Consider the following 21,609-nt stretch of genomic DNA (forward strand, 5'->3'; position numbering starts at 1 on the left):
AGGGCTAAATTCAGTCTTTCTTCCTATCTTTCCTCACTCCGCCGCCATTTGCGCTCCATTGATCTCATTCATCACATCCGCTGCAATCTCGAACGAACGCTTGCGGGCTGTATGACTGTGGATCTGGCCGGTGAAAATCACTTCATCTGGCAGGTGGGTGGCGATCAGTTGTTTAAGCTGTGTCTTGACGGTGCCTGGCGCGCCGGTGGCGGATATGCGCAGCATGTCTTCGACCATCTCTATGGCAACCGGGCCGACACGCTCTTCAAGATCACGGACCGGGGCGGGCAGGGGCCCAGGCTTGCCGGTGCGCAGGTTGATGAAGGCCTGCTGCATGGTTGTGCGCAAGTAAGCGCCTTCTGCGTCCGTGTCGGCGGCAAAGACATTCACCGCCATCATGAAATGCGGCTTCTCAAGATGCTTTGATGGCTTGAACGAACGACGATAGATCCTGGCAGCATTCGACAGCTCTGCCGGGGCGAAGTGCGACGCAAAAGCATACGGCAGGCCATAGAAGGCGGCCATCTGCGCGCCATATGTGCTGGATCCCAGGATCCAGACAGGCACTTTGGTGCCCGCGCCCGGAACGGCCAGGATCTTGGCGCCCTCCGGCTGGTCGTCCAGATAGGCCATCAGTTCCAGAACGTCCTCGGGAAAGTTGTCCGCATTGTCCATGGATCGCCGCAGGGCGCGGGCTGTCTGCATGTCTGTTCCGGGCGCACGGCCAAGGCCCAGATCAATCCGGTCCGGGTAGAGTTCTGCCAGCGTGCCGAATTGTTCTGCGATCACCAGCGGCGCATGGTTTGGCAGCATGATGCCGCCTGAGCCAACCCGGATGGTCGACGTCGCGCCAGCCACATGGCCGATCATCACGGCCGTTGCAGCCGAGGCGATGCCGCGCATGTTGTGATGTTCTGCCATCCAGTAGCGTGTGTAGCCCAGGCTTTCCGCATGCCGGGCAAGATCAGCTGTGTTGGCAAGGGCCTCGCGGACACTATGACCTTCGGGAACGGGGGATAGATCAAGAAGGGAATACTGGGTCATGGAAGGCCTCTTGTCTCAGAACTTTGCCGCTGTTTAATCAATGCTGATACACTAATAGGAACGCCCGGTCCAAAATGTTAGTGCCTTGGGTATTGTATTTCGAACTGCCCGGTCCAATATTGGGGCCATGAGCAAGACGACCACATCCAAACTCGCCACCTCCAAGGCGACTGAAAAGCCCCATTGTGGGCCCGGGCGGCCGCGCGGGTTCAATGAGGCCAAGGTTCTGGATGCTGCTTTGCATTTGTTCTGGCGCAAGGGCTTCGAGGCAACGTCTCTCGATGACCTGACCGCCGAGATGGGCCTGTCACGGTCAAGTTTTTATTCGGCGTTCGGCTCAAAGCAGGGGGTTCTGATCACCGCCCTGACAAGCTATTCGAATGCCGCTCTGGCTGCATTTCAAGAGCTTTCCGAAAGCGGCGATGAAGACGCTGTAGCCTCCATGATGTCCGCTCTGGCAGACCCAAATGGTGGCCCGCGTGGCTGTATGCTGGTCAATTGCATCACCGAATTGGCTCCGCACCAGGAGGAGGTGGCCGAGATCGGTCGTCGTCATCTGGCGCGGATCGAGGAGCTGTTCGCCAGCACGATTTGTCCGAACGATCCGGACACTGCGCGCAACAAGGCACGCGCCCTCTCGGCATTGGCCATTGGCACGCTCACCCTTCGCAAATCCGGCCTTCCGCCGGATCAGATTTCCAGCGCTCTGGAAGCGGCGAGAGGAATACTCACCGCTTAGGAGCACCTCAAACCCTGAAGTTAAAAGTACCTGTAGGATCCCATGGTGCGGTTAATTTTGGACTATTCGTTCCGTATTTCCAACCAATCAGGAAACACCTCATGTCTCAAGCTAAGCTGTTCACGCCCCTGAAAGTCGGGGCTGTCGATGTCAAAAACCGGATCGTGATGGCACCCTTGACCCGAAATCGGGCGCGGGCAGAGGACGATGCACCTTATGAGATCCACGCTGAGTACTATGCCCAGCGGGCCAGCGCCGGTCTCTTGATCACCGAAGCCTCGCAAATTTCACCCGAGGGCAAGGGCTATGCCTGGACCCCTGGCATCTATTCAGACGCCCAGATCGACGGTTGGAAAAAGGTGACGGATGCGGTCCACGCCAAGGGCGGCAAGATCTTCATCCAGCTCTGGCATGTCGGCCGGATTTCTCACCCTGTCCTGCAGCCGGGCGGCCTGGATCCTGTTGCCCCTTCCGCAATTGCAGCGGCTTCCAAAACGTTTGACGGCCAGGCGTTCATTGACACCCCGCTGCCACGTGCGCTTGAACTGGACGAAATTCCGGGCATTGTAGAGGATTACCGCAAGGCTGCGGCCAACGCGATCAAGGCAGGCTTTGACGGTGTTGAGGTTCATGCAGCCAACGGCTATCTGATCGACCAGTTCTTGCGCGACAGCTCGAACAACCGAGAGGATGACTATGGCGGGTCCATAGAAAACCGCACGCGTTTTCTCAAAGAGGTCATGGATGCTGTGACGGCGGAAATTGGGGCTGACCGGGTCGGTATTCGCCTCAGCCCGTTCTCGGCGGCCAACGACATTTCTGACAGCGATCCGATGGCGCTGTTCGGCCATGTCGTCGATGTTCTGAACACATACGGTCTTGCTTATCTGCACTTTGTAGAAGGTCAGACAGGCGGCCCACGGGATCTGCCAGAAGGTACGAACCTTGAAAGCCTCTATGGACGATTCTTCGGACCAACCATGGGCAACAATGGCTATGATCGGCAGTTGGCCATCAATGCGGTGAACGATGCTACCGTCGATCTCGTTGCCTTCGGCAAGCCGTTTATTTCCAACCCGGATCTTGTGGAGCGCCTCAAGGCAGACGCGCCGCTGAACGAGTGGGATCAGGCAACGTTCTACGGCGGTGGCCGCGAAGGCTATACGGACTATCCGACATTGGCCGACAGCAAGGCTGCCTAAGTCCAAAATCGCTGTGCTGCCTCCGTCATCTCCCTGATGGACATCCACACGGTAGCATAGCCTCAAGAGCAACCAGCGCGGAGTGTCTTTCGCTCTGGTTGCTTTTGTTTAATGACAAGGTCCAATCAGGCATTAAGCGACTGATTTGTTGCGGGGGGCAAAGGGGGATGACATTGTCTTTGACTTCTGCGGTCCAGCTTTCAAGCTGTGGTTGGCGACGATCTGGTTTCCGCCTTGCGCCTTAGCTTGGCTAAGGCTCTTGTCTGCGTGTTCAAGGGCGCGTTCGAATGAGGTTTCTGTGTGCCCGCAGAACATTCCGCAACTTATGGTGATCGCCAACTGGTTGCCGGAAGCATTTGAACTTTGAACGGTTAAAGTCCGGCTGATCCGCGTTGCAATCGCGCCAGCTTCGACCTGGTCCGTCTTGGGCAGGTATACTGAGAACTGGTTTTCGCGGATATAACCAACGCTTGCCCTCTTGCCAATTGCCTCATTACACAGTCGACCCAACAACTTGATGAATGCATCTCCCATGGAGTTGCCAAACCGACTGGTGATGGCTTGCATGTTATCAATTTCCAGAACCAGCAGCGTATAAACCTGTCCCTGATCTGGTCGCCGATCTAGGTCCGCCTGGGCAGATATTCCCAAAGATCGTCGGTTCGGCAGTCCTGTGAGAGGGTCGAGCAAGGCCTCCATCTCAATCTGGGTCTTCATTTTTTCAAAGGCGGCGACCCCCAGTCCAACGACCTCCAGAATGATTGTGATGATCAGTATAACAATCAAGATTTGCATGATGGGCAGTGACAGGGTGGCTTTGAAGTTTGGAAACGCTGTTTGCGTATGCATGAGAATCAGGGTGGCGCGGAGTGAAATATCAACTCCGAAGATGCCGATCAGAAGCCAGGAGCTGAACTGTTGTTCGTTTCGTTGCTTCCAACATTCCAGAATGCACAGCGCTATGGACAGAATGCATAGGCTGTTGATGTAAATAACCCTGAGAGTCAAATCATCCCGAAACCAGGGAAAAAGATAAAGACCCAACCAACCAAAGGCTGCAACAAAAGGCAGCCAGGGGTAGGAAGGACCTCGCCCGTGAAAAAGACTGAGCGCATTGGGCCGTATGCCATAGCCGAAGGTCACGAACATATTGGCTATTGCAATGCTGAATATGTCTGAAATGGTTCCGCGCAAACCGACCATGATCAGGCCAGCGCTTGATATGACCAGGGCAAAAGACCAAAGACCCCAGCCCAGCCTGAGGTTGTTCGGGAAAGATCTCATCGCTGCAGACAGTACACCAAGAACAATAGCCCCGGCCAAGCAGCTGATCGCAGCAGCAGCAAGAAGTGTGGGTGTGTCTAGATGCATGGCAATGCCTGAGTTTCAGTTCCGAATAATTTGTGGGTGAGATGGTCACAATGACCGTCGCCGATCAACACAACAATTGAGAGAAAACACGTATTCTGCAGCAAAATGAATGTGTCAGACAAAGATCAGAAGTGCTCGAGAGGCATCTGTCCTCAAATTGAATCGATATGTCGTGAGTTTACTTTCGTATCAGAGTTCTAGCCCTGAAATTTTTAATCTCATAACCTGTGGTATATGATTTTCACGACAGGTCTGAGTGTTAAGCGGTTTTGTGCCTTTTGAGAGCTGAGGTCGCCTGAAGGGGCGCCAAGTTTAGTGCTGCAGTTTTGGGCTCTTGATTTGTTATGATATTGTTTCCTCCCTGCGATTTGGCCCGAGCCAAGCACTGGTCGGTGATCTCAACAGCTCGTTCGATTGGCACGTCTGCTGTGCCGGAGAATATTCCAATGCTTGCTGTGACAGCCAGCCGACTGCCGGATGCTTTTGAGCTTTCCGTGGTCAGGGACCGGCTGATCCGTTTTACCAGTGCTCTGGCCTCCACTTGCGTCATCTCCGGGAGGAACAATGCGAATTGGCCATGCCGCAGACAGCCAACTTTTGATCTTCCGCCAATTGTCTCTGAGCAAAGCCGTGCGAGCAGCTTCAGCAAAGCATCTCCCATACTGTGACCGAACCGGCGACGGATGTCTGGTAGATGATCGATCTCGAACACAGCAAGCGCATACGGTTTTGACTGACCTCGCATCAGCTTGAGTTCTGATTGGGATGCCTGCGTAAAAGCGTGACGGACTGGTAAGCCTGTCATCGGATCTTGTAAGGAAAGATTTCTGTATTGCCCTGTCATTTGCTCATAAGCAGCAATACACAGTCCAACAATTTTGAGGAAAATAGCGAAAACCAAGGCAATTATGAGTGTGGTGATTTCGGGGGAATTGAATGCCGACTTGAGACTTGGATACATGTTTGTAATGTAAAACCAAAGGCTAGCAAGTCTGATTAAAATATCGATCCCGAAGACGCTGATCAAAAAAATGGAACTTACCTTGGCCAGCTTGCCCTTGTTCCAGCATACGTGGATGCACAGCGCCATGGCGAGTATGCAAAAGAGATTAACATAGAGCGCGCGCATAAGGAGGTAGTCGCGGAACCAGGGGAACTGGTACAGCACCACCCAGCCAAAGACCAAGAGGAATGGCAGCCAGCGATACGAAGCACCTTGATTATAGAGGAGGCCAATCGCAATAACGCGCAGACCAAGACTAAACATCAACAACCCATTGGCCAATCCGATGCTTATGAGATCAGGTATAGTGCTACGCAGGCCAACCAAAATTACGCAGGTTCCTGACATGGCCATCGCCAGAGCCCATAATGTCCAGCTCTGACGCACATGGCTTGGAAATGTGGTGAAGGCAGCAGATAAGGTTCCGAGCAAAAGAGCACCAGAAAAATAGGTGATCATGGCAACAGTAAAAAGAGTTTGCGTGTCCAGCTGCATCAGAGTTTGCCTTGTTAAAATTATTTATTAGATATGATGAACAATATCTTAATAAAGTCCTTATCTATCGTATGTTTTAACATGTGCGTTATTTTTTATGGCAATCAGAGATTGTGCTATGGCGTGGCGAGTATGGAAAGACAGTGAGCGACTGCTCACTTAACCGTACCGTGGCGTACTGTTTTTGCCGGAAATGCCCTTTCGCTTCGTCGCAAAAGCTGACAAAAAGAGCGGGAGACAGCGGTTGTGAGGGGGAGATCCCTTGGGAGAGCAACCGACGACAATAAGATCTTTAAGGACGACGAAAATGCCACCGTATCGCTCGAGAACGTCGACGCATGGACGCAATATGGCTGGAGCGCGTGGGTTGTGGCGCGCCACCGGCATGAAGGACGATGACTTCGGCAAACCGATCATCGCAATTTCCAACTCGTTCACCCAGTTCGTGCCAGGCCACGTTCATTTGAAGGACCTGGGCCAGCTGGTCGCGCGCGAAGTCGAAAAAGCTGGCGGTGTTGCCAAGGAATTCAATACCATCGCAGTCGATGACGGCATCGCCATGGGCCATGATGGCATGCTGTATTCTCTTCCATCGCGCGAGGTCATCGCCGATGCGGTTGAATATATGGTCAATGGCCATTGCGCCGATGCGCTTGTCTGTATTTCCAATTGCGACAAGATCACCCCCGGCATGCTGAACGCAGCCATGCGGTTGAACATTCCGGTCGTCTTCGTGTCCGGCGGCCCGATGGAAGCCGGTAAGGTGGTTTTTGAGAACGGCGTGACCAAGTCAGTCGATCTGGTCGACGCTATGGTCGCAGCTGCCGATGATCGCATTTCTGATGCGGATGTCATGGCGCTGGAACAAAATGCCTGTCCGACTTGTGGGTCATGCTCGGGCATGTTTACGGCCAACTCAATGAATTGCCTGACCGAAGCCCTAGGCTTGGCTCTGCCAGGTAATGGCTCGACGCTGGCGACCCATTCGGACCGCGAACGGCTGTTCAAGGAAGCTGGGCACCGCATTGTCGATCTGGCCAAGCGGTATTACGAGCAGAATGACGAAAGTGTTCTGCCGCGTAACATCGCCAATTTCAAGGCGTTCGAAAACGCCATGACGCTCGACATTTCCATGGGTGGCTCCACCAATACGGTGCTGCATTTGCTGGCAGCGTCCCATGAAGGCGAAATTGGCTTCACCATGGACGACATCGACCGCTTGTCGCGTCAGGTTCCGGTGCTCTGCAAGGTGGCGCCTGCCATTGAAAACATTCACATGGAAGACGTCCATCGCGCTGGAGGCATTTTCAGCATACTGGGCGAATTGGACCGGGCCGGTCTGTTGCACACTGATGGACCGACCATTCATTCTGCAACGATGAAGGAAGGTTTGGCCGAGTGGGATGTCATGCAGACCAAGTCGGAAAGCGTCCATCATTTCTTCAAGGCAGCTCCTGGCGGCGTTCCGACCCAGGTTGCGTTCTCTCAGTCCCGTCGCTGGGATGATCTGGACATGGACCGCGAGAAAGGTGTGATCCGGGCCAAGGACAATGCCTATTCACAAGATGGCGGTCTGGCGGTTCTGTTCGGCAACATCGCGCTGGATGGCTGCATCGTGAAAACAGCTGGCGTCGACGATTCTTGTCTGACTTTCTCAGGCCCTGCTCGGATTTTCGAGAGCCAGGACAGTTCTGTGTCTGCGATCCTGACCGGTAAGGTCAAGGAAGGCGAGGTCGTACTGATCCGCTACGAGGGGCCGCGTGGCGGGCCGGGCATGCAGGAAATGCTCTATCCGACCAGCTATCTGAAATCCAAGGGCCTGGGCAAAGCCTGCGCGCTTGTCACGGATGGGCGTTTCTCGGGCGGGTCTTCTGGCCTTTCCATTGGCCATTGTTCGCCAGAAGCAGCAGAAGGCGGTGCCATCGGTCTGGTGGAAGAAGGCGATATCATCGTTATCGACATTCCGAACCGGATCATGAAGGTGGATCTGTCAGACGAAGTGCTTGCCGAGCGCCGAGCTGCCATGGAAGCCAAGGGCGATGCTGCCTGGAAGCCGACAGAAAAGCGCAAACGCAAGATCACAACTGCGCTGCGAGCCTATGCGGCCCTGACCACCAGCGCCTCGAAAGGGGCGGTTCGGGTTGTCGATTGAGCCGACAGGTTCAGCATGGATTTCAAAAAGGCGGGCTCAGTGCCCGCCTTTTTTGTGTGCGATAGAGCGAAGAAGTTCGATTTCCACCAGTTTTATTAATTAAATGGGGCTGTGTGTGGAGCGTGAGAAGTCAGGAAACTTGCGGTTTTTCAATGGGTGACGTTTGGGCATTTTTGAGTGGTGGAATACGTTAGGTATTTGCCCTGATAAGAAATTTAATACTGGCTTAACTCATTGGAACAATGATCGTTTCCTTGAAGTAGGCGATAGTCTGCTCCGTTCGAGCTTTTCCTGAAAACCGGATTGTAAAATGTCGAATTCAGTCGCCCTGACGGGCAAGGAGAGGACCTTCTCCGAAGATGACATCATTGTCAGCAAGACGGACCTCAAGGGACGTATCACTTACGCAAATAAGGTCTTCCTCGACATTGCAGATTATACGGAAAAGGAAGTGCTGGGACAGCCACACAACATAATCCGTCATCCGGAGATGCCGCGCAGTATTTTCAAGTTGATGTGGCAGACGCTTGAAGCCGGACAAGAGATCTTTGCCTATGTGATTAACCGGACGAAACATGGTGATCACTATTGGGTCTACGCTCATGTAACACCGAGTTTTGGCAGGGATGGCAAGATCATTGGTTATCACTCCAACCGTCGTGTACCAGATCGGCATGTCCTTGATGACCATGTTAAGCCGCTTTACCGCAAGCTTCTGGACGAAGAGGCACGCCCGGCGAGCCGCAAGGACGGTCTTATATCTGCTGAGCGCATGATCGCCGATCTGCTGGCGGAAAATGGCGTTGCCTATGATGAGTTCATAGCCACTTTGGGACGCGAACTCGAACCCGCGTAAGCTCACTGTTTGGCATTTCAATTGTAAGAGAACTTTGGCTGGACCGATATGTTTTCAGGCTTGAAAAAATCCTCACTTAAAAAAGCGACTGCCGTTTGCAAAGCTGTTGCGAACGGAGATTTCGAATCGCGCATTACCGACATCAAAGAAACGGGCGAAGCTGGCGAACTGATGCATGCGATCAATTTGCTGATCGATCGCACCGACGCATATCTGCGCGAGTCCAAGGCATGCCTCGACTATGTGAGCCGGAACCAGCATTTTCGGTTGATTGAAGAAAAGGGCATGCTCGGAAGTTTCAAGGATGCAGCCAAGAGCATCAATGCTGCCACCTGCGCGATCAAGCAAAAGCAGGAAGGCTTTTGTGATCTGGCGACCAATTTGGAAGTTCGCTTGGGAGATGTGGTTCAAACGGTTTCTGGATCCGTAACCGAGTTGGACACAGTGTCTGCAAAGGTCAATGACGCGTGTATCCAGGCGAGCGAACAGTCGGCGATAGTAGCCTCTGGAGCCGAAGAGGCCTCTGCCAATATGCAGAGTGTCTCAGCTTCTACGGAAGAACTGACCAGCTCTATTGGTGAAATCAACCGGCAAGTGGTTTCTGCGGCTGAAATAGCCAGTAGTGCGGTCAGCAGTTCTCAGATCATGAGCCGGGAGATCGACAATCTTTCAAGCCGTTCTGTCAAGATTGAAGAGGTTGTTGGGCTCATCAATGATATTGCGTCCCAGACCAACCTCCTGGCTCTGAATGCGACGATTGAGGCAGCCCGCGCAGGCGAAATGGGAAGTGGCTTTGCGATCGTGGCCCAGGAGGTGAAAGCTCTTGCGGGGCAGACGGCGACTGCCACGGAGGAGATCAATCAGCAGATCTCTGGCCTGCAGGAGGTGACCTCCAATGCTGTCGCGGCCAACAAGATAATTAGCGATGCTATCGAACAAGTCAGTTCCATTTCCACGGCCATCGCGAGTTCCATTGAGGAACAGACCACAGCAACCAGTGAAATCGCACGCAATATTGAAGAGGCTGCGTCCGGGGCTTCTGATGTGACATCCAGCATCATTGGCGTTCAGTCGGCAACGGATGGAACCAGGGAAATGAGCGGCCGGGTGGTGCATTCCACACGGCAATTGGCGGAGCAGGAAGCCAATCTTGATCAGTTGCGCACAGACATGAGTGAATTCCTGAGCACTGCGACAAAGGTCGGCTAAACGGGGTGAGGCGCCTGTGATCGGCTGTCCTGTTTGAGCCAACGGCTCGGCGAACAGCCTTTGACGCGCTGGAATTCCCGGTTGAAATTCGACTTGGTGTTGAAGCCGCTGGCATACATGGCCGATGTCACGCTGGTGCCGTGCGCCAGTAGCTGGCAGGCATGGTCGATGCGAAAGCCGTTGATGTAGCGCGATACATTGGCACCTGTTGCCTGGTTGATCGCAGCCGATAGTTGTTTTTCCGGTATGCGCAGCTTTCGGGCGATGCGCCCCAATGTGAGGTCCGGATCCAGATAGGCCTGATGGTCTCTCATGAGTGCTTTCAGACTGGCCAGAAGGACGGGGTCGGGAGCATCTGCTTGCAAGGCAGCAGGTTTGATCTCTGCAATAGGCTCAATGGGTCTGTCAATCAATGCATCGTCGTGACTGCCGGACGCCTTCAAGGTATCGGACATGTTGAGTGCACCGATCACCAGAAGGAACGTGCTGGAAAAGACCGAGATGATCCAGGGTCGCAGCCATCCAGCCCCCACGCTCATGACGCCGAAAATGATTGCGTCTCCTGCGGCGGAGGCGATCAGGGCAAAGGCGACCCAGCGCCACAGCACAATGGCCCTGTTGTCGTGTTCCAGGCGGATCAGTGGCAATGTATCTGCGCCCTTGCGCAGCCGTATCAGCAATAAAACCCCATAGATGACGAAACTACAAACCAGCAGTCCGTCGACTGCATCGCGCAAGATAAAAATGATGACGATCATCAGCAGCGGCGCACTCAGATGGAGCGCATCGGGAAACAGCCTCAACGGCCTGAGCGCAGTGCTGATGAAGGTCAGATAGGCCATCAGTGGGATCATCATGGCTGTGACTGGCTGAACCGGCCCCAGAAACGTCAGGCCATAATATTGGTTCAAGCTAGTGATCAGGGATTGTCCGGCGCAGACCGCAATCAGTCCCAGAACCATTTTGGGCGTCTCGCCCTCAAGGGCTGCACGCAGTCCCATATAGGACAGCATGGCGGCAACAAAAATGGGCAGGGGAATGGCAAACATGGCACCTTCGCAGCATGAAACTGAGTGATTTGAAGAGGAACGAATGTTCTTAATCCGGTTTTGGGACGACCTCAATCCGGATTTAGGACGCTCTGCGACCCTCAATCTACCAGTGTCTTGCTTGTGATCCACCACAGGAAGGCTCAGACATGCGCTTTATTTCCATTCCCACGCTTTTGCGCACTTATCAGACGCTCAAACCCGCCATTTTATGCGCCAGCATCGCGGTGACCGCATTGGCGTATTCGCAGTCCCAGGCTGCTTTTCAAGAACAAGCCATGTCAGGCTACGACCGTTTTGACATCAAGGCCGCGCATCGGAACGCACTTGTTCAGGGCTCAATCTGGTATCCGGCGAGCACCCGAACCTACGCTTCATGGATCGGCGGCAATGCTGTCTTTCAGGGCAACAGGGTGATGCTTGGAGCCGGCATCAAACCGGGTCGCTACCCTTTGGTTGTTCTGTCGCACGGCACGGGCGGCAATATGGATGGACTTGGCTGGCTGTCATCGAAGCTCGTTGATGCCGGTGTCTTGGTCGTCGGACTCAATCATCCCGGCAGCACGTCTCAGGACATCACACCGACCAGCGCTGCCCGCGTTTGGGAAAGGCCCCAGGACATTTCGGCAGCCATTGACGAGATCCTGGCTGATCCGGTGTTCGGTCCAAATATCGATCAAAGCCGGATTTATACCCTTGGCTTTTCCCTTGGCGGCATTTCGGCGTTGCAGTCCATTGGCCTGCAAATGGATATCTCAGCCTATGCGGACTATTGCGTTAAAGAACCAGCCTCTCAGGGCTGCGCGTTCTTCGCAAGGGGTGGTGTTGATTTTCGCAAGCTCGATCAAGCCAAGGCAAATGCGTCCTACGGCGATCCGCGATTGGCAGGGACAATAGCGATCGATCCGGGCCTGACGGTTGCCCTGACACAAGACAGCATTCGGGCCAACACCAAGCCGTCGCTTTTGATCAATCTGGGCAGTGACAAAACGCTCTGGAAGGCGATCAATGTCGGGCCAACCGGCACACAGCTGGCAGCGCGCCTGCCAGGCGCTCGGTACCTCCAGATAGCACCCGCAGATCATTTTTCTTTTCTAGGTCTGTGCAAGAAGTCCGGTCCGGAGATTCTGAGGGAAATCAATGATGAGCCAGTTTGCGACGATCCAAAGGGGGCTGACCGGGCTGACATCCACAGGCAGGTCATCGAGGCCGTTCGTGACTTCATTGACCTGACATCGAACCAGAAAGGCTGATCACATGTCCAGCACGTTTCGTTTTAAATCGTTGCCCCAGGTTTTGCAGACCATTGCCTTCTCCGCTCTTGCAATTGCTCTGGCAATGACTGCCCAAGCTGAGCAAGCCAATTCGGAACCGCTTGCAGGCTTCATTCAAACCAAGATCAAGGTTGCTTATCGCGCTTGGTCTATTCCAACGTCCATTTGGTATCCGGCAGAAGGGCAGGCCGCTGAGCATATTGTCGGGCAGAATTTCGTTTTTGAGGGTACGCCTGTTCTCGACCAGACTCAGATAAAGCAGGGAAAATTTCCTTTGTTCGTGTTCTCCCATGGCTCCGGCAGCAACATGGAAAGCATGGGCTGGTTGGCATCGGAACTCGTCAAATCCGGCGCAATGGTTGTGGCCGTCAATCATCCCGGCAGCACATCCAATGACAGTTCTCCGCGTCGCTCGGCTCGGTTCTGGGAACGGCCACAGGACCTGTCTGCGGCGCTGGATCACGTCTTGGCCGACCCGGTTTACGGTCCTCATGTTGATCAAAGCCGGATCTATACATTGGGCTTTTCCCTCGGCGGCATGGCGGTTCTGCAAACCATCGGTGCCCGCATGGACCGGGATGTCTATGCAGACTATTGCGCGGGTGCTCCAGACGCGCCAGATTGTCTGTTTTTCGGAAAGGGCAATGTGGATTTCCGCCTTCTGGATCAGGGAAAGTTTAACGCCTCCTATGAAGATCCGCGACTGGCAGGCACGATTGCCATCGATCCGGGCATGGTGGCTGGTATGACGCCTGCGAGCATTTCGAGCATCGAAAAGCCGGTTCTACTGATCAATTTGGGCACGGATGACACGCTCTGGCCCACGATCAATATCGGCCAATCCGGACTGGATCTTGAGACCCGAATGGTCAATGCGACTTATGTGCAGATTGCCCCGGCAGATCATTATTCCTTTCTGCCGGAGTGCACCGAGAATGCGCCTGCAATGCTGATGGAAGAAGGCGAAGATCCGATCTGTGACGACCCGGAAGGCTCGGACCGGGCCGACGTTCATCGCCAGGTGATCGATGCGGTTCGGAACTTCATGGACCTTGGAACGGACTCTCCATGGTGAGTTGGCGAGGGGCAATTTGATCGTGAGACGGCAGGCGGAATGGCCTGCTGTTTTTCATGTCCGGGTTTTCGTCTTCAGATCAAGTCCGAAAAACACGGTTTCGGCAATCGGCGTGTTGTAATAGGCTTCAATCGGCTTGAACCCATGTGCTGTGTAGAGCGAGATGGCGCTGGTCATGGTGGGCAGCGTGTCCAGGCGCATTTCGTCATAGCCAAGCGCACGGGCGGTCTCGATGATGGCCCCGACAAGATGTTTGCCAAGTCCTACCCCTCGGCCTTCCGGTGCAACATAGAGACGCTTCATTTCGCACATTTTGCCGTGCGAGGGAGATGCCGCTAGATCTGATGGCAGCGGGCGGACAGCCACGCAGCCCAGTGCAGGACCATCGCCTTGACGAGCTAGGAGCAAAGCACCCTGCGGGGCTGCATATTTACCCGGAAGACCAGCAAGTTCAGCCTCGAAGCCCTGATAGCTGAGATCAATATTGAGCCAATCCGCATAGGCGCGGAACATGCCCCGGATTGTGTCCAGATCGTCCGCCGTATTCACTGGATAGACAATCACCTTGTTATGAGGCTGCATATATGTGGAACCATGTTGGATAGCGCACCACCGGGCGGGCCGATGATGCGCTGTGAGTCAATCAGGTTTAGACGGCGTCTACCAATTGTTTCGCGGAGACCAGTTTGGTCACCACATTTTCGATGATCTTGTGGCCTGCGTCCTGATCTAGAGACATGATGCTTTCCGGATGGAATTGCACGGCAGCGATTGGCTCTTTGTCGTGCTCAATGCCCATGATCACGCCGTCTTCTGTTTCGGCCGTCACGCGGAAGTCAGCTGGCAATGTATCCCGCCTGGCATAGAGCGAGTGATAGCGGCCCACGATGACCGGGGCGTTCAGGCCATCAAACAGCACGGAATTCCCAGAGATCGAGATTGGCGAAGGTTTGCCATGGACAGGCACATCCAACTGGCCAAGCTCGCCGCCAAGCGCTTCTGTCAGAGCCTGCAGTCCAAGGCAAACACCAAAGATTGGCAATGCCCGTGAGCGTGCCCTGCCAATCGTGGCGGCGCAATCAAAGTCTTTCGGATTGCCCGGGCCGGGAGACAGCACGACAAGATCCGGATTGACATCATGGAACACATGATCTGCGACCGGGGAGCGGTAAGTGACCACCTCGGCGCCCGTTTGGCGGAAGTAGTTGGCCAGCGTATGAACAAAGCTGTCCTCATGGTCCACCAGTAGAATCTTGAGGCCGTCACCCGGTTTCGTCTTTTGCGATTTGTCTTCAGTCTTTGTTGCAAGACCTGCCTCGCGCACAGCGGCGCGCATGGCCTCTGCCTTGAGCTCGGTTTCGGCTTCCTCGTCCTCGGGAACGCTATCGTAAAGTAGGGTGGCTCCAGCGCGGATCTGGGCGACACCATCCTTGATGCGGACCGTGCGCAGCGTGAGGCCTGTGTTCATGTCGCCATTGAACAGGATCGCGCCGATGGCCCCGCCATACCAGGCCCGTGGGCTCTTCTCATGTTGTTCAATGAATTCCATCGCCCAGCGTTTTGGCGCGCCGGTGACGGTTACAGCCCAAGTGTGAGACAGGAACGCATCCAGTGCATCCATGTCATCGCGCAAGATACCCTCGATATGGTCTACCGTGTGGATCAGGCGGGAGTACATCTCGATCTGACGACGGCCAATGACCTTAACGGAGCCGGGTACGCTGACGCGGCTTTTATCGTTACGGTCAACGTCTGAGCACATGGTGAGTTCTGCTTCATCCTTGGCGGAATTCAGCAGCTTGCGGATTTGGGTTTCATCCTCGATGGCGTTCTTGCCGCGCCGGATGGTACCTGAAATCGGGCATGTCTCGACCCGGCGCCCACCGGTAACCCGGACATACATTTCAGGCGATGCGCCCACTAGATATTCCCGGTTGCCGAGGTTGAAGAAGAAGGAATACGGCGAGGGGTTGATCTGGCGAAGACGTCGGGAAACGGCAGACGGCGGGTTCGGACAAGCCTCATAAAAGGTCTGGCCGGGCACCGTTTCAAACAGATCGCCTCGGCGGAAGTGATCCTTGGCCTTTGCGACCAGTCCGGCATATTCGCCAGGCTCATGATCGCCGCGGCCTGGGTCTTCATTCGCAGGTGAATATTGGCTCTTCTCGCCATCGCGCGGCAAGCCCTTGGTGGTCTTGCCATCGATTTCGAAGTCATACTCCAGCACATAGGCCCGCTTGCCATGGTGATCGACAATCAGGATCTCGTCCGGCAGGAACAAGACGATGTCGCGCTGGTCATCCGGGCGCTTGAGTTTGAGATCAATCGGCTCAAACTGGAAGGCAATATCATAGCCGAAAGCACCATAAAGCCCGAGCTGATCATCGCCGCAGGCAAACATCTCTTTCAGAGCGCGCACAATCGAGAACGATGACGGCTGGCGGGAGCGTTCTTCTTCCTGAAAGGCCCGGTCTGGCTTTTTCACAGTCAGGTCGATGCGCTCAGCGTTGGATGAAAAGCTGGCCAGATCCGGATGGTCTTTCAGCGCTTTGACAATCGCAGGCATCAGGATCTTGCCGCGTTCGTTCAACGAACGAATTTCAACCTTGCGGTCATTGGCTTCCATCACCAGCGGGGGGGTGACCAAGGCCATGTCCCAGCGTGTGTAGCGCCCGGGGTATTCATAGGATGATGCAAGCACTGCACCGCGCTCTGAATCCAGCCGGTCAATCCACTCGGAGGTGCCAGCCTCATAGTCGGATGGCCGCGATGAACGCTTAACGGTGATTCCGCTTGGGCAATGGTAAGTCTGGTCAGCCAGAGCCGGCATTTTATGTCATCCTCAAAATCGGGCGCGGTTGGAATGTCGCCCAGGGTAGCCAAACAAACAAAAGGCCGCCGCGGGTTTCCGCAGGCGGCCTTTTGTTTGCTTAGATCACGTCAAGACATGGAAAAGCGCTGGCCGCCAATTAAGCGTCCCGCCACCACCAAGTCTGTACCGTCATCTGGTTCATCACAAATGCATAACCGATCGCAAACGTCGAGGCAATGCAGAAATGGGGTGGACGGGCTTAGCCGTATGCATCCGACAGCAGATCCGCGTCTATTATATAGTGAGCCAGAAGCGTTTGATCTGATGAACCACCTCCCAGAGCCATGGAGAATCAGTCATTGTCTCGGCGCCTATTGAGGAAGGATGCTCACGTGAGTGTGCTGTCAGCTGTCAAGAATATCTATTTAGCGATCTTTCGAAACCAAGAGTTTGCTGACAAACTCGGTGGTTCCTTTGTGCTCTTTTGTCTGGTTTTGTCGGCAGTTTTCGTCGGTGGTTATTGGCTGATGACGGGAGCTGAGCAAATCCTGCATTTCCCGAGTTCCATCGAAGAACCAATCAAGGAAGATCTGGCAGCCTTTTATCGCGCTGGGCAAATGGCAGCGCAGGGGCGGGCTGTGGAGGCCTATGATGTTGAAGCGTTTCGAGAGCCGCTTAGTGGACATGCTAAAACATTGGTCTTCAGATACCCGCCGCATTTTCTCCCCTTTGCGGAAGTGTTGGCTCCAATGTCCTATGCGCAGGCAAAGGCGCTTGGGTTGATCCTGTCGGTTTTGGCTCTCGCCAGCATCCCACTCTTGCTCAAAGCGCCAAGTTCGATGGCCTTCTTCTTTGTGTTCAGCGGAATAGGTTTTCACACTCTGACGGTCTTGAACAATTCCGCCCTGACGATTTTCCTGATTGTGCTGGCCTTGGTGATTTTGAAAAAGGGGCCGGTCATCAGCGGGATCTTGCTCGGTGTTGCCTCCTTAAAACCCCAATATGGCGTTCTTGTTCCCGTGTTTTTGCTGGCCAATGGTCACTATCGGGCGATTTTTGCAGCATGCCTGACGATCCTGGCGCTGCTGGCGCTTACAGCACTACTATACGGGGCAGATGTGATGGGAGCATACGTCCAGACCTACACTCAGGAACCCTATGTCAGCTACATGAAGGCGATCACGCCTGGCTTTCTCAATCTCACGGCGCTGCTGGGCAAGATCGGCATTGAGGGGACAGCTCGCGTGTTGACCTATCTGCAAGTGGTGATGGGCCTGTTGTGGTTACAGCCTATGATCGCGCCTGTATTTGCGCTGGGATTCAGCGCCGCAGATCAGCAAATCGCGTATTCTATCCTCCCTACACTCCACATCATCTTAGCGCTGCTCATGTGGACATGGCAATTGTGGCGAGAGCGGCGTTCAGATCTGTAATCAGTGTTTCAAGGAGGAGCTACGCTTGCAGTTCGCCCTGCCTTTGTCGCGAACACTCCGCCGTTGATCCTCCGCATTGGTGAACACTGTGTTCCGCGCTTTTGCGTAGCGTGGTGTTTGTTTCGTCCATATGTCTGTCGGTGATATTGGGCCTTAGTACGTCGCCAAGATGTAAAATAACCTGATGTGCTGCGAACAATTTGGATGTTGAGATAAAAATCATGAGCAATCTTCTCGAGCTCGGCCTCGACACTTTCGGCGATATCACCGAAGGGCCGGATGGCAAGCTGTTGCATGAAGCTGAGGTTCTGCGGAACCTCATTGCTCAGGGCGTATTAGCCGATGAGGTCGGGATCGATTTTCTTGGGGTGGGCGAGCATCACAGGGCTGATTTTGCGGTGTCTTCGCCTGAAATCGTGCTGTCCAACATCGCAGCCAAGACCTCTCGCCTGCGTCTGGGCACCGCCGTAACAGTGTTGTCGTCCGATGATCCGATCCGTGTGTTTCAGCGCTTCTCAACTTTGAATGCCCTGTCAGATGGCCGTGCTGAAATCATCCTGGGTCGCGGGTCATTCACTGAGAGTTTTCCGCTGTTCGGCTATGATCTGAATCTCTACGAAGAGTTGTTCGAGCAAAAGCTGGACCTTCTGTCCACATTGATCCGCGACGAGGTGGTCACCTGGGAGGGGCAGCTTCGTCCACCGCTCAAGAAACAACGGGTGTTTCCAAGGTTGGACAAGGAACTTGTGACCTGGATCGGCGTTGGCGGAAGTCCGGATTCCGTGGTGCGTTCAGCCACTTATGACATGCGCATGATGCTGGCGATCATTGGCGGCGATCCGGCGCGCTTCAAACCATTGGTTGATCTCTACCATCGGGCTTGCGACCAGTTGGAACACAAGGTCAAGCCGCTCGGTGTGCATTCTCCAGGCCATGTCGCAGAAACAGATGAAGAGGCACTCGAGCAACTTTGGCCACACTTCAAGGCATTTCACGATCAACTGGGCCGGGAACGTGGCTGGGCGCAGATGGGCAAGGATGCGTTTTTGAATGAGGCGCGTCACGGCTCGCTCTATGCCGGGTCGCCGGAAACGGTTGCCAAGCGCATCGTTTCGACGGTGAAAACCCTTGGCCTCTCACGCTTTGACCTGAAATACGCCACGGGCCCGATGCCCCACGGAACTTTGATGAAGAGCATTGAGCTCTATGGGACAAGCGTCATCCCGTTGGTGCGTGACATGATGAATTCCTGACCAAGTCGTTAGCCCTGTTTCAGGAGAGACTGGTTGCTGTTTCCTGTCTCGTTCGCCTGCTGGTTCTTGAGCCAGAAAGCTGCGATTTTGTCTGCTCGCATCGGTCGTGCCAACAGGAAGCCTTGAATGAGTTGGCATCCAGCGTCTTTGACAAACTGGAGTTCATCAGCTGTCTCAATGCCCTCGACCAACGTTTCCGCTCCTAGCGTAGAGGCTAGCCTTTCGATGCCCTGAACGATACTGGCGCGCGTATGGTGGTTTGCTTCTTTCAGGAATGAGCGGTCAATCTTGAGAAGGTCGGGTTTTAGCTTTGCAAGATATGCAATGTTGGAATATCCGGTTCCGAAATCATCCAATGCTATGCGAACTCCGAGCTTGGCGATATCTGCAAGATTTGTTTCCACCTGTTGGCTATCAGTCAGAAGCACACCCTCGGTGATCTCGATCTCAAGTGCATCTGCTGTCAGGCTCCATCGTTCAAGGGTATTGAGAATAATGGCAGCAAGACCCAAACGTTGGAAGCTGTGTGGTGAGAGGTTTACGGCAATGCGTTTTTGTCCAAGGCCACGTCTTGCCCAGTCTGCAGCGGTTCTGCAGGCCTCATCGAGAACGAATTTGTCGATTGCCCAGATCTGTCCGCTTTCTTCTGCAATTGGAATGAACTTGCCCGGCGGGATCATTTCGTTGGAGGTGGAGCAACGCCAGCGTAATAGAGCCTCGGCACCAACGTAAGATTCGCTGGAAAAGCAAAACTGGGGCTGGAATTCGAGAAACAGCTCTCCGTCAGACAAGGCACGGCTCAGGCTTGCTCTGATCTCGTCTTGCTCTTTACGTCGAGCGGTAATGTCTTCTGAGTAAAATACAAATCTCTTGCGCCCGCCTTCTTTGGCTTCATAAAGAGCAGCGTCTGCACGGATCATGACTTCATTCACGGTATTCCCGTTACTGGGCCATAGGGCAATACCACAGCTGAAGTCGATTGGGATTACACCTCCATTAATTTGGATAGACGGCGGTGTTGTTATCAATGTGGTCAATTTTTGCTTGATGTCATGCAGACTGTTGTCCGCCATTTCAATGGCAGCAACGAATTCATCTCCGCCCCAGCGTGCAATGATGCCACGACCTTCGAACGTTTTGATGAGGCACTGTGCTGCCTCCTTGAGAACGCTGTCGCCTTGCGGGTGCCCATGTTGATCGTTGATCTGTTTGAAATGGTCCAGATCAAACACGATGAGAGCATGAGGGACGGGGTTTCTTGCTTTGACGCGCTGATCCATGGCATCAGAAAAACCACCCCGGTTGGCCAAGCCGGTCAGATGATCATGGCCATTGGCTTCGCGTAGCTGTCGAAGGGTACGTCTATTGCCAATGAAGAGGGCTAGGGCAGTCATTGAAAGGAGAAGAAGGAGAGCGATGCTGCTCATCACTTCGAACCAGATGACTTCGGTAATTTTTTCTTTTTCTTTTAACATCTGATCGACATTGGCTTCTAACCCACGGGTATAGTCGCTAATTTCAATGAGCAGTTCGTCACTCGTGGAGCGAAGAGAGGCCAGCTCGTTTGGGTCAATTGTCTGCTCACTTGCGAGAAGACCGTCCAGCCCCTCCATAAGAGACACTGAAAGCAGCTCCGCTTTTGAGTCAGGGATAGAAACCGGGCTGGTTTCCATGCTGGATAAAACTTCCATCCTTACGTAAAGATGGTCAGTTGCATCCCGAAGTAACAGGTTGACAGATCTGTTTGAATACTTGGCGTCCAATGCTTTCAAAAGGCTATTCACAGAAGCTAGTTCTGCATAGGCGTAGCGCATATGACGAATAAGGTTTTGACCATAGTCAGGAGACGGAGCCTGAAGCACTGTAAGGCCACGTATTGCTATGAAAGTTGCAAATACACCTGCAAATATAACCAAAGAGCCAACAAGCAACGAATACCGCAGCTGAAAACATCGAGGTTTAACTGAGGACTGCATATCTATCTCACCATTCAATGTTTCGAATGAGCCAAACGCTTCGATCATCATAAATTTGTTTGGTCAGATCGGGATATCGCTTGGAGGGATAGACAATTCGGGCTGGCCCGCGTTGGCGTATGGTGAGGCTTTTCCCCTTGGCTCTGGTGACCAGGACGATCGGCCAGCGTTGCCAGTCTTCGCGTGGGAGGGACGCAGCATGCCCATCTGATGCCCGCACAGTGATTTGGTTTGCATCTTCTGCGCCAATCAGGTCGACAAAATCTCGGAGTAACACGCCTTGAAACAGCATGTCAGATTCGTCTGTACTGGTTCTTCCAATAAATTCTACCATTGGTAGACGCTCGATGTCGGAAACCGTGAATGATTGGCTTGATGTCCCGTTACTTACGCTTATTTGGCTGATTTCTGCGGCGGGCGTTTTTGGATGGTATTTCGTCAACTCTTGAGAGAATACGGACGATCCAAGCAGAAAAAGAAACGCCCCGGCCACGCAGGCGCTGGCATGATTCAGTTTACGCATGCATTAAATTTACCGGTTTAGTGAAAATGGGCAGCACTCAAGGTACCTTGTAGAGGGGTTTTAATTTCATTATTTGCATTATTTGTTTATTGAGTGAAAAATTACTTAACAGTATAAATACTTATTAGAGAACGACGAATTAT

17 protein-coding genes are annotated in these 21,609 nt (G+C 53.8%); 9 read left to right on the forward strand and 8 right to left on the reverse strand.

Translation table 11 applies throughout. The features are described 5' to 3' along the window. Positions 1-33: 33 nt before the first annotated feature. On the reverse strand, positions 34-1,044 hold the full coding sequence (locus tag V6575_RS08010; protein ID WP_340273738.1) for an LLM class flavin-dependent oxidoreductase: 1,011 nt from the start codon (positions 1,042-1,044) through the stop codon (positions 34-36). Positions 1,045-1,171: 127 nt separating this feature from the next. Here V6575_RS08010 and V6575_RS08015 point away from each other — a divergent pair, with 127 nt between their 5' ends. Both V6575_RS08015 and V6575_RS08020 read left to right on the forward strand, forming a co-directional pair. Beyond that, on the forward strand, positions 1,172-1,783 hold the full coding sequence (locus tag V6575_RS08015) for a TetR/AcrR family transcriptional regulator (protein WP_340273739.1): 612 nt from the start codon (positions 1,172-1,174) through the stop codon (positions 1,781-1,783). Positions 1,784-1,884: 101 nt separating this feature from the next. Further along, complete coding sequence (locus tag V6575_RS08020) at positions 1,885-2,985, forward strand: alkene reductase (RefSeq protein WP_340273740.1); 1,101 nt, start codon at positions 1,885-1,887, stop codon at positions 2,983-2,985. 132 nt (positions 2,986-3,117) lie between these two features. Here V6575_RS08020 and V6575_RS08025 read toward each other — a convergent pair whose 3' ends face one another. Beyond that, positions 3,118-4,356, reverse strand: coding sequence for a GGDEF domain-containing protein (locus tag V6575_RS08025; protein ID WP_340273741.1), 1,239 nt, complete (start codon positions 4,354-4,356; stop codon positions 3,118-3,120). 259 nt (positions 4,357-4,615) lie between these two features. Then, positions 4,616-5,854, reverse strand: a complete 1,239-nt coding sequence (locus V6575_RS08030) for a GGDEF domain-containing protein (protein WP_340273743.1) — start codon at positions 5,852-5,854, stop codon at positions 4,616-4,618. Between the two features lie 307 nt (positions 5,855-6,161). Between V6575_RS08030 and ilvD the strand changes: the two genes are divergently transcribed. The 3 genes from ilvD (at position 6,162) to V6575_RS08045 (ending at position 10,071) form a co-directional block, all read left to right on the forward strand. Next, positions 6,162-8,006, forward strand: coding sequence for a dihydroxy-acid dehydratase (gene ilvD, locus V6575_RS08035; RefSeq protein ID WP_340273744.1), 1,845 nt, complete (start codon positions 6,162-6,164; stop codon positions 8,004-8,006). A 310-nt stretch (positions 8,007-8,316) separates the two neighbouring features. Continuing rightward, a complete protein-coding gene (locus tag V6575_RS08040) occupies positions 8,317-8,862 on the forward strand; it encodes a PAS domain-containing protein (protein WP_340273745.1) in 546 nt (181 codons plus the stop codon). A gap of 60 nt (positions 8,863-8,922) precedes the next feature. After that, positions 8,923-10,071, forward strand: coding sequence for a methyl-accepting chemotaxis protein (locus V6575_RS08045; RefSeq protein WP_340273746.1), 1,149 nt, complete (start codon positions 8,923-8,925; stop codon positions 10,069-10,071). On the opposite strand, the gene V6575_RS08050 is transcribed toward V6575_RS08045, so the two are convergent. Further along, complete coding sequence (locus tag V6575_RS08050) at positions 10,068-11,120, reverse strand: helix-turn-helix domain-containing protein (RefSeq protein WP_340273747.1); 1,053 nt, start codon at positions 11,118-11,120, stop codon at positions 10,068-10,070. The two genes, V6575_RS08045 and V6575_RS08050, sit on opposite strands and share 4 nt — an antisense overlap. Positions 11,121-11,269: 149 nt before the next feature. On the opposite strand from V6575_RS08050, the gene V6575_RS08055 reads away from it, so the two are divergent. Together V6575_RS08055 and V6575_RS08060 are read left to right on the forward strand one after the other, a co-directional pair. Further along, a complete protein-coding gene (locus tag V6575_RS08055) occupies positions 11,270-12,373 on the forward strand; it encodes an alpha/beta hydrolase family protein (protein WP_340273748.1) in 1,104 nt (367 codons plus the stop codon). 4 nt (positions 12,374-12,377) lie between these two features. Beyond that, the gene (locus tag V6575_RS08060) at positions 12,378-13,469 is read left to right on the forward strand and encodes an alpha/beta hydrolase family protein (RefSeq protein ID WP_340273749.1); all 1,092 of its coding nucleotides are present in this window, start codon (positions 12,378-12,380) and stop codon (positions 13,467-13,469) included. Between the two features lie 54 nt (positions 13,470-13,523). Here V6575_RS08060 and V6575_RS08065 read toward each other — a convergent pair whose 3' ends face one another. Continuing rightward, the gene (locus V6575_RS08065) at positions 13,524-14,051 is read right to left on the reverse strand and encodes a GNAT family N-acetyltransferase (protein WP_340273750.1); all 528 of its coding nucleotides are present in this window, start codon (positions 14,049-14,051) and stop codon (positions 13,524-13,526) included. Between the two features lie 67 nt (positions 14,052-14,118). Next, complete coding sequence (locus V6575_RS08070) at positions 14,119-16,299, reverse strand: anthranilate synthase component I (RefSeq protein ID WP_340273751.1); 2,181 nt, start codon at positions 16,297-16,299, stop codon at positions 14,119-14,121. Between the two features lie 374 nt (positions 16,300-16,673). On the opposite strand from V6575_RS08070, the gene V6575_RS08075 reads away from it, so the two are divergent. Together V6575_RS08075 and V6575_RS08080 are read left to right on the forward strand one after the other, a co-directional pair. Continuing rightward, on the forward strand, positions 16,674-17,714 hold the full coding sequence (locus tag V6575_RS08075; RefSeq protein ID WP_340273752.1) for a glycosyltransferase family 87 protein: 1,041 nt from the start codon (positions 16,674-16,676) through the stop codon (positions 17,712-17,714). 221 nt (positions 17,715-17,935) lie between these two features. Then, positions 17,936-18,967 (forward strand): LLM class flavin-dependent oxidoreductase, encoded by a 1,032-nt coding sequence (locus tag V6575_RS08080; protein WP_340273753.1) that lies wholly within the window; start codon positions 17,936-17,938, stop codon positions 18,965-18,967. An 8-nt stretch (positions 18,968-18,975) separates the two neighbouring features. Here the strand turns inward: V6575_RS08080 and V6575_RS08085 are convergent, their stop codons facing one another. Both V6575_RS08085 and V6575_RS08090 read right to left on the reverse strand, forming a co-directional pair. Continuing rightward, the gene (locus tag V6575_RS08085) at positions 18,976-20,580 is read right to left on the reverse strand and encodes a putative bifunctional diguanylate cyclase/phosphodiesterase (protein WP_340273947.1); all 1,605 of its coding nucleotides are present in this window, start codon (positions 20,578-20,580) and stop codon (positions 18,976-18,978) included. Between the two features lie 370 nt (positions 20,581-20,950). Then, positions 20,951-21,466, reverse strand: a complete 516-nt coding sequence (locus tag V6575_RS08090; protein ID WP_340273754.1) for a putative pterin-binding protein — start codon at positions 21,464-21,466, stop codon at positions 20,951-20,953. Positions 21,467-21,609: the final 143 nt, after the last annotated feature.

It is taken from the genome of Roseibium algae, assembly GCF_037783265.1.
Lineage (GTDB): Bacteria > Pseudomonadota > Alphaproteobacteria > Rhizobiales > Stappiaceae > Roseibium > Roseibium algae.

Bases quoted from the DNA above. Each gene is read 5' to 3' on its own strand.
- V6575_RS08050 (WP_340273747.1), bottom strand. From the start codon at position 11,120: ATGTTTGCCATTCCCCTGCCCATTTTTGTTGCCGCCATGCTGTCCTAT.
- V6575_RS08040 (WP_340273745.1), top strand. From the start codon at position 8,317: ATGTCGAATTCAGTCGCCCTGACGGGCAAGGAGAGGACCTTCTCCGAA.
- V6575_RS08065 (WP_340273750.1), bottom strand. From the start codon at position 14,051: ATGCAGCCTCATAACAAGGTGATTGTCTATCCAGTGAATACGGCGGAC.
- V6575_RS08025 (WP_340273741.1), bottom strand. From the start codon at position 4,356: ATGCATCTAGACACACCCACACTTCTTGCTGCTGCTGCGATCAGCTGC.
- V6575_RS08020 (WP_340273740.1), top strand. From the start codon at position 1,885: ATGTCTCAAGCTAAGCTGTTCACGCCCCTGAAAGTCGGGGCTGTCGAT.
- V6575_RS08030 (WP_340273743.1), bottom strand. From the start codon at position 5,854: ATGCAGCTGGACACGCAAACTCTTTTTACTGTTGCCATGATCACCTAT.
- V6575_RS08010 (WP_340273738.1), bottom strand. From the start codon at position 1,044: ATGACCCAGTATTCCCTTCTTGATCTATCCCCCGTTCCCGAAGGTCAT.
- V6575_RS08060 (WP_340273749.1), top strand. From the start codon at position 12,378: ATGTCCAGCACGTTTCGTTTTAAATCGTTGCCCCAGGTTTTGCAGACC.
- ilvD (WP_340273744.1), top strand. From the start codon at position 6,162: ATGCCACCGTATCGCTCGAGAACGTCGACGCATGGACGCAATATGGCT.
- V6575_RS08085 (WP_340273947.1), bottom strand. From the start codon at position 20,580: ATGGAGGGGCTGGACGGTCTTCTCGCAAGTGAGCAGACAATTGACCCA.
- V6575_RS08015 (WP_340273739.1), top strand. From the start codon at position 1,172: ATGAGCAAGACGACCACATCCAAACTCGCCACCTCCAAGGCGACTGAA.
- V6575_RS08090 (WP_340273754.1), bottom strand. From the start codon at position 21,466: ATGCGTAAACTGAATCATGCCAGCGCCTGCGTGGCCGGGGCGTTTCTT.
- V6575_RS08055 (WP_340273748.1), top strand. From the start codon at position 11,270: ATGCGCTTTATTTCCATTCCCACGCTTTTGCGCACTTATCAGACGCTC.
- V6575_RS08080 (WP_340273753.1), top strand. From the start codon at position 17,936: ATGAGCAATCTTCTCGAGCTCGGCCTCGACACTTTCGGCGATATCACC.
- V6575_RS08070 (WP_340273751.1), bottom strand. From the start codon at position 16,299: ATGCCGGCTCTGGCTGACCAGACTTACCATTGCCCAAGCGGAATCACC.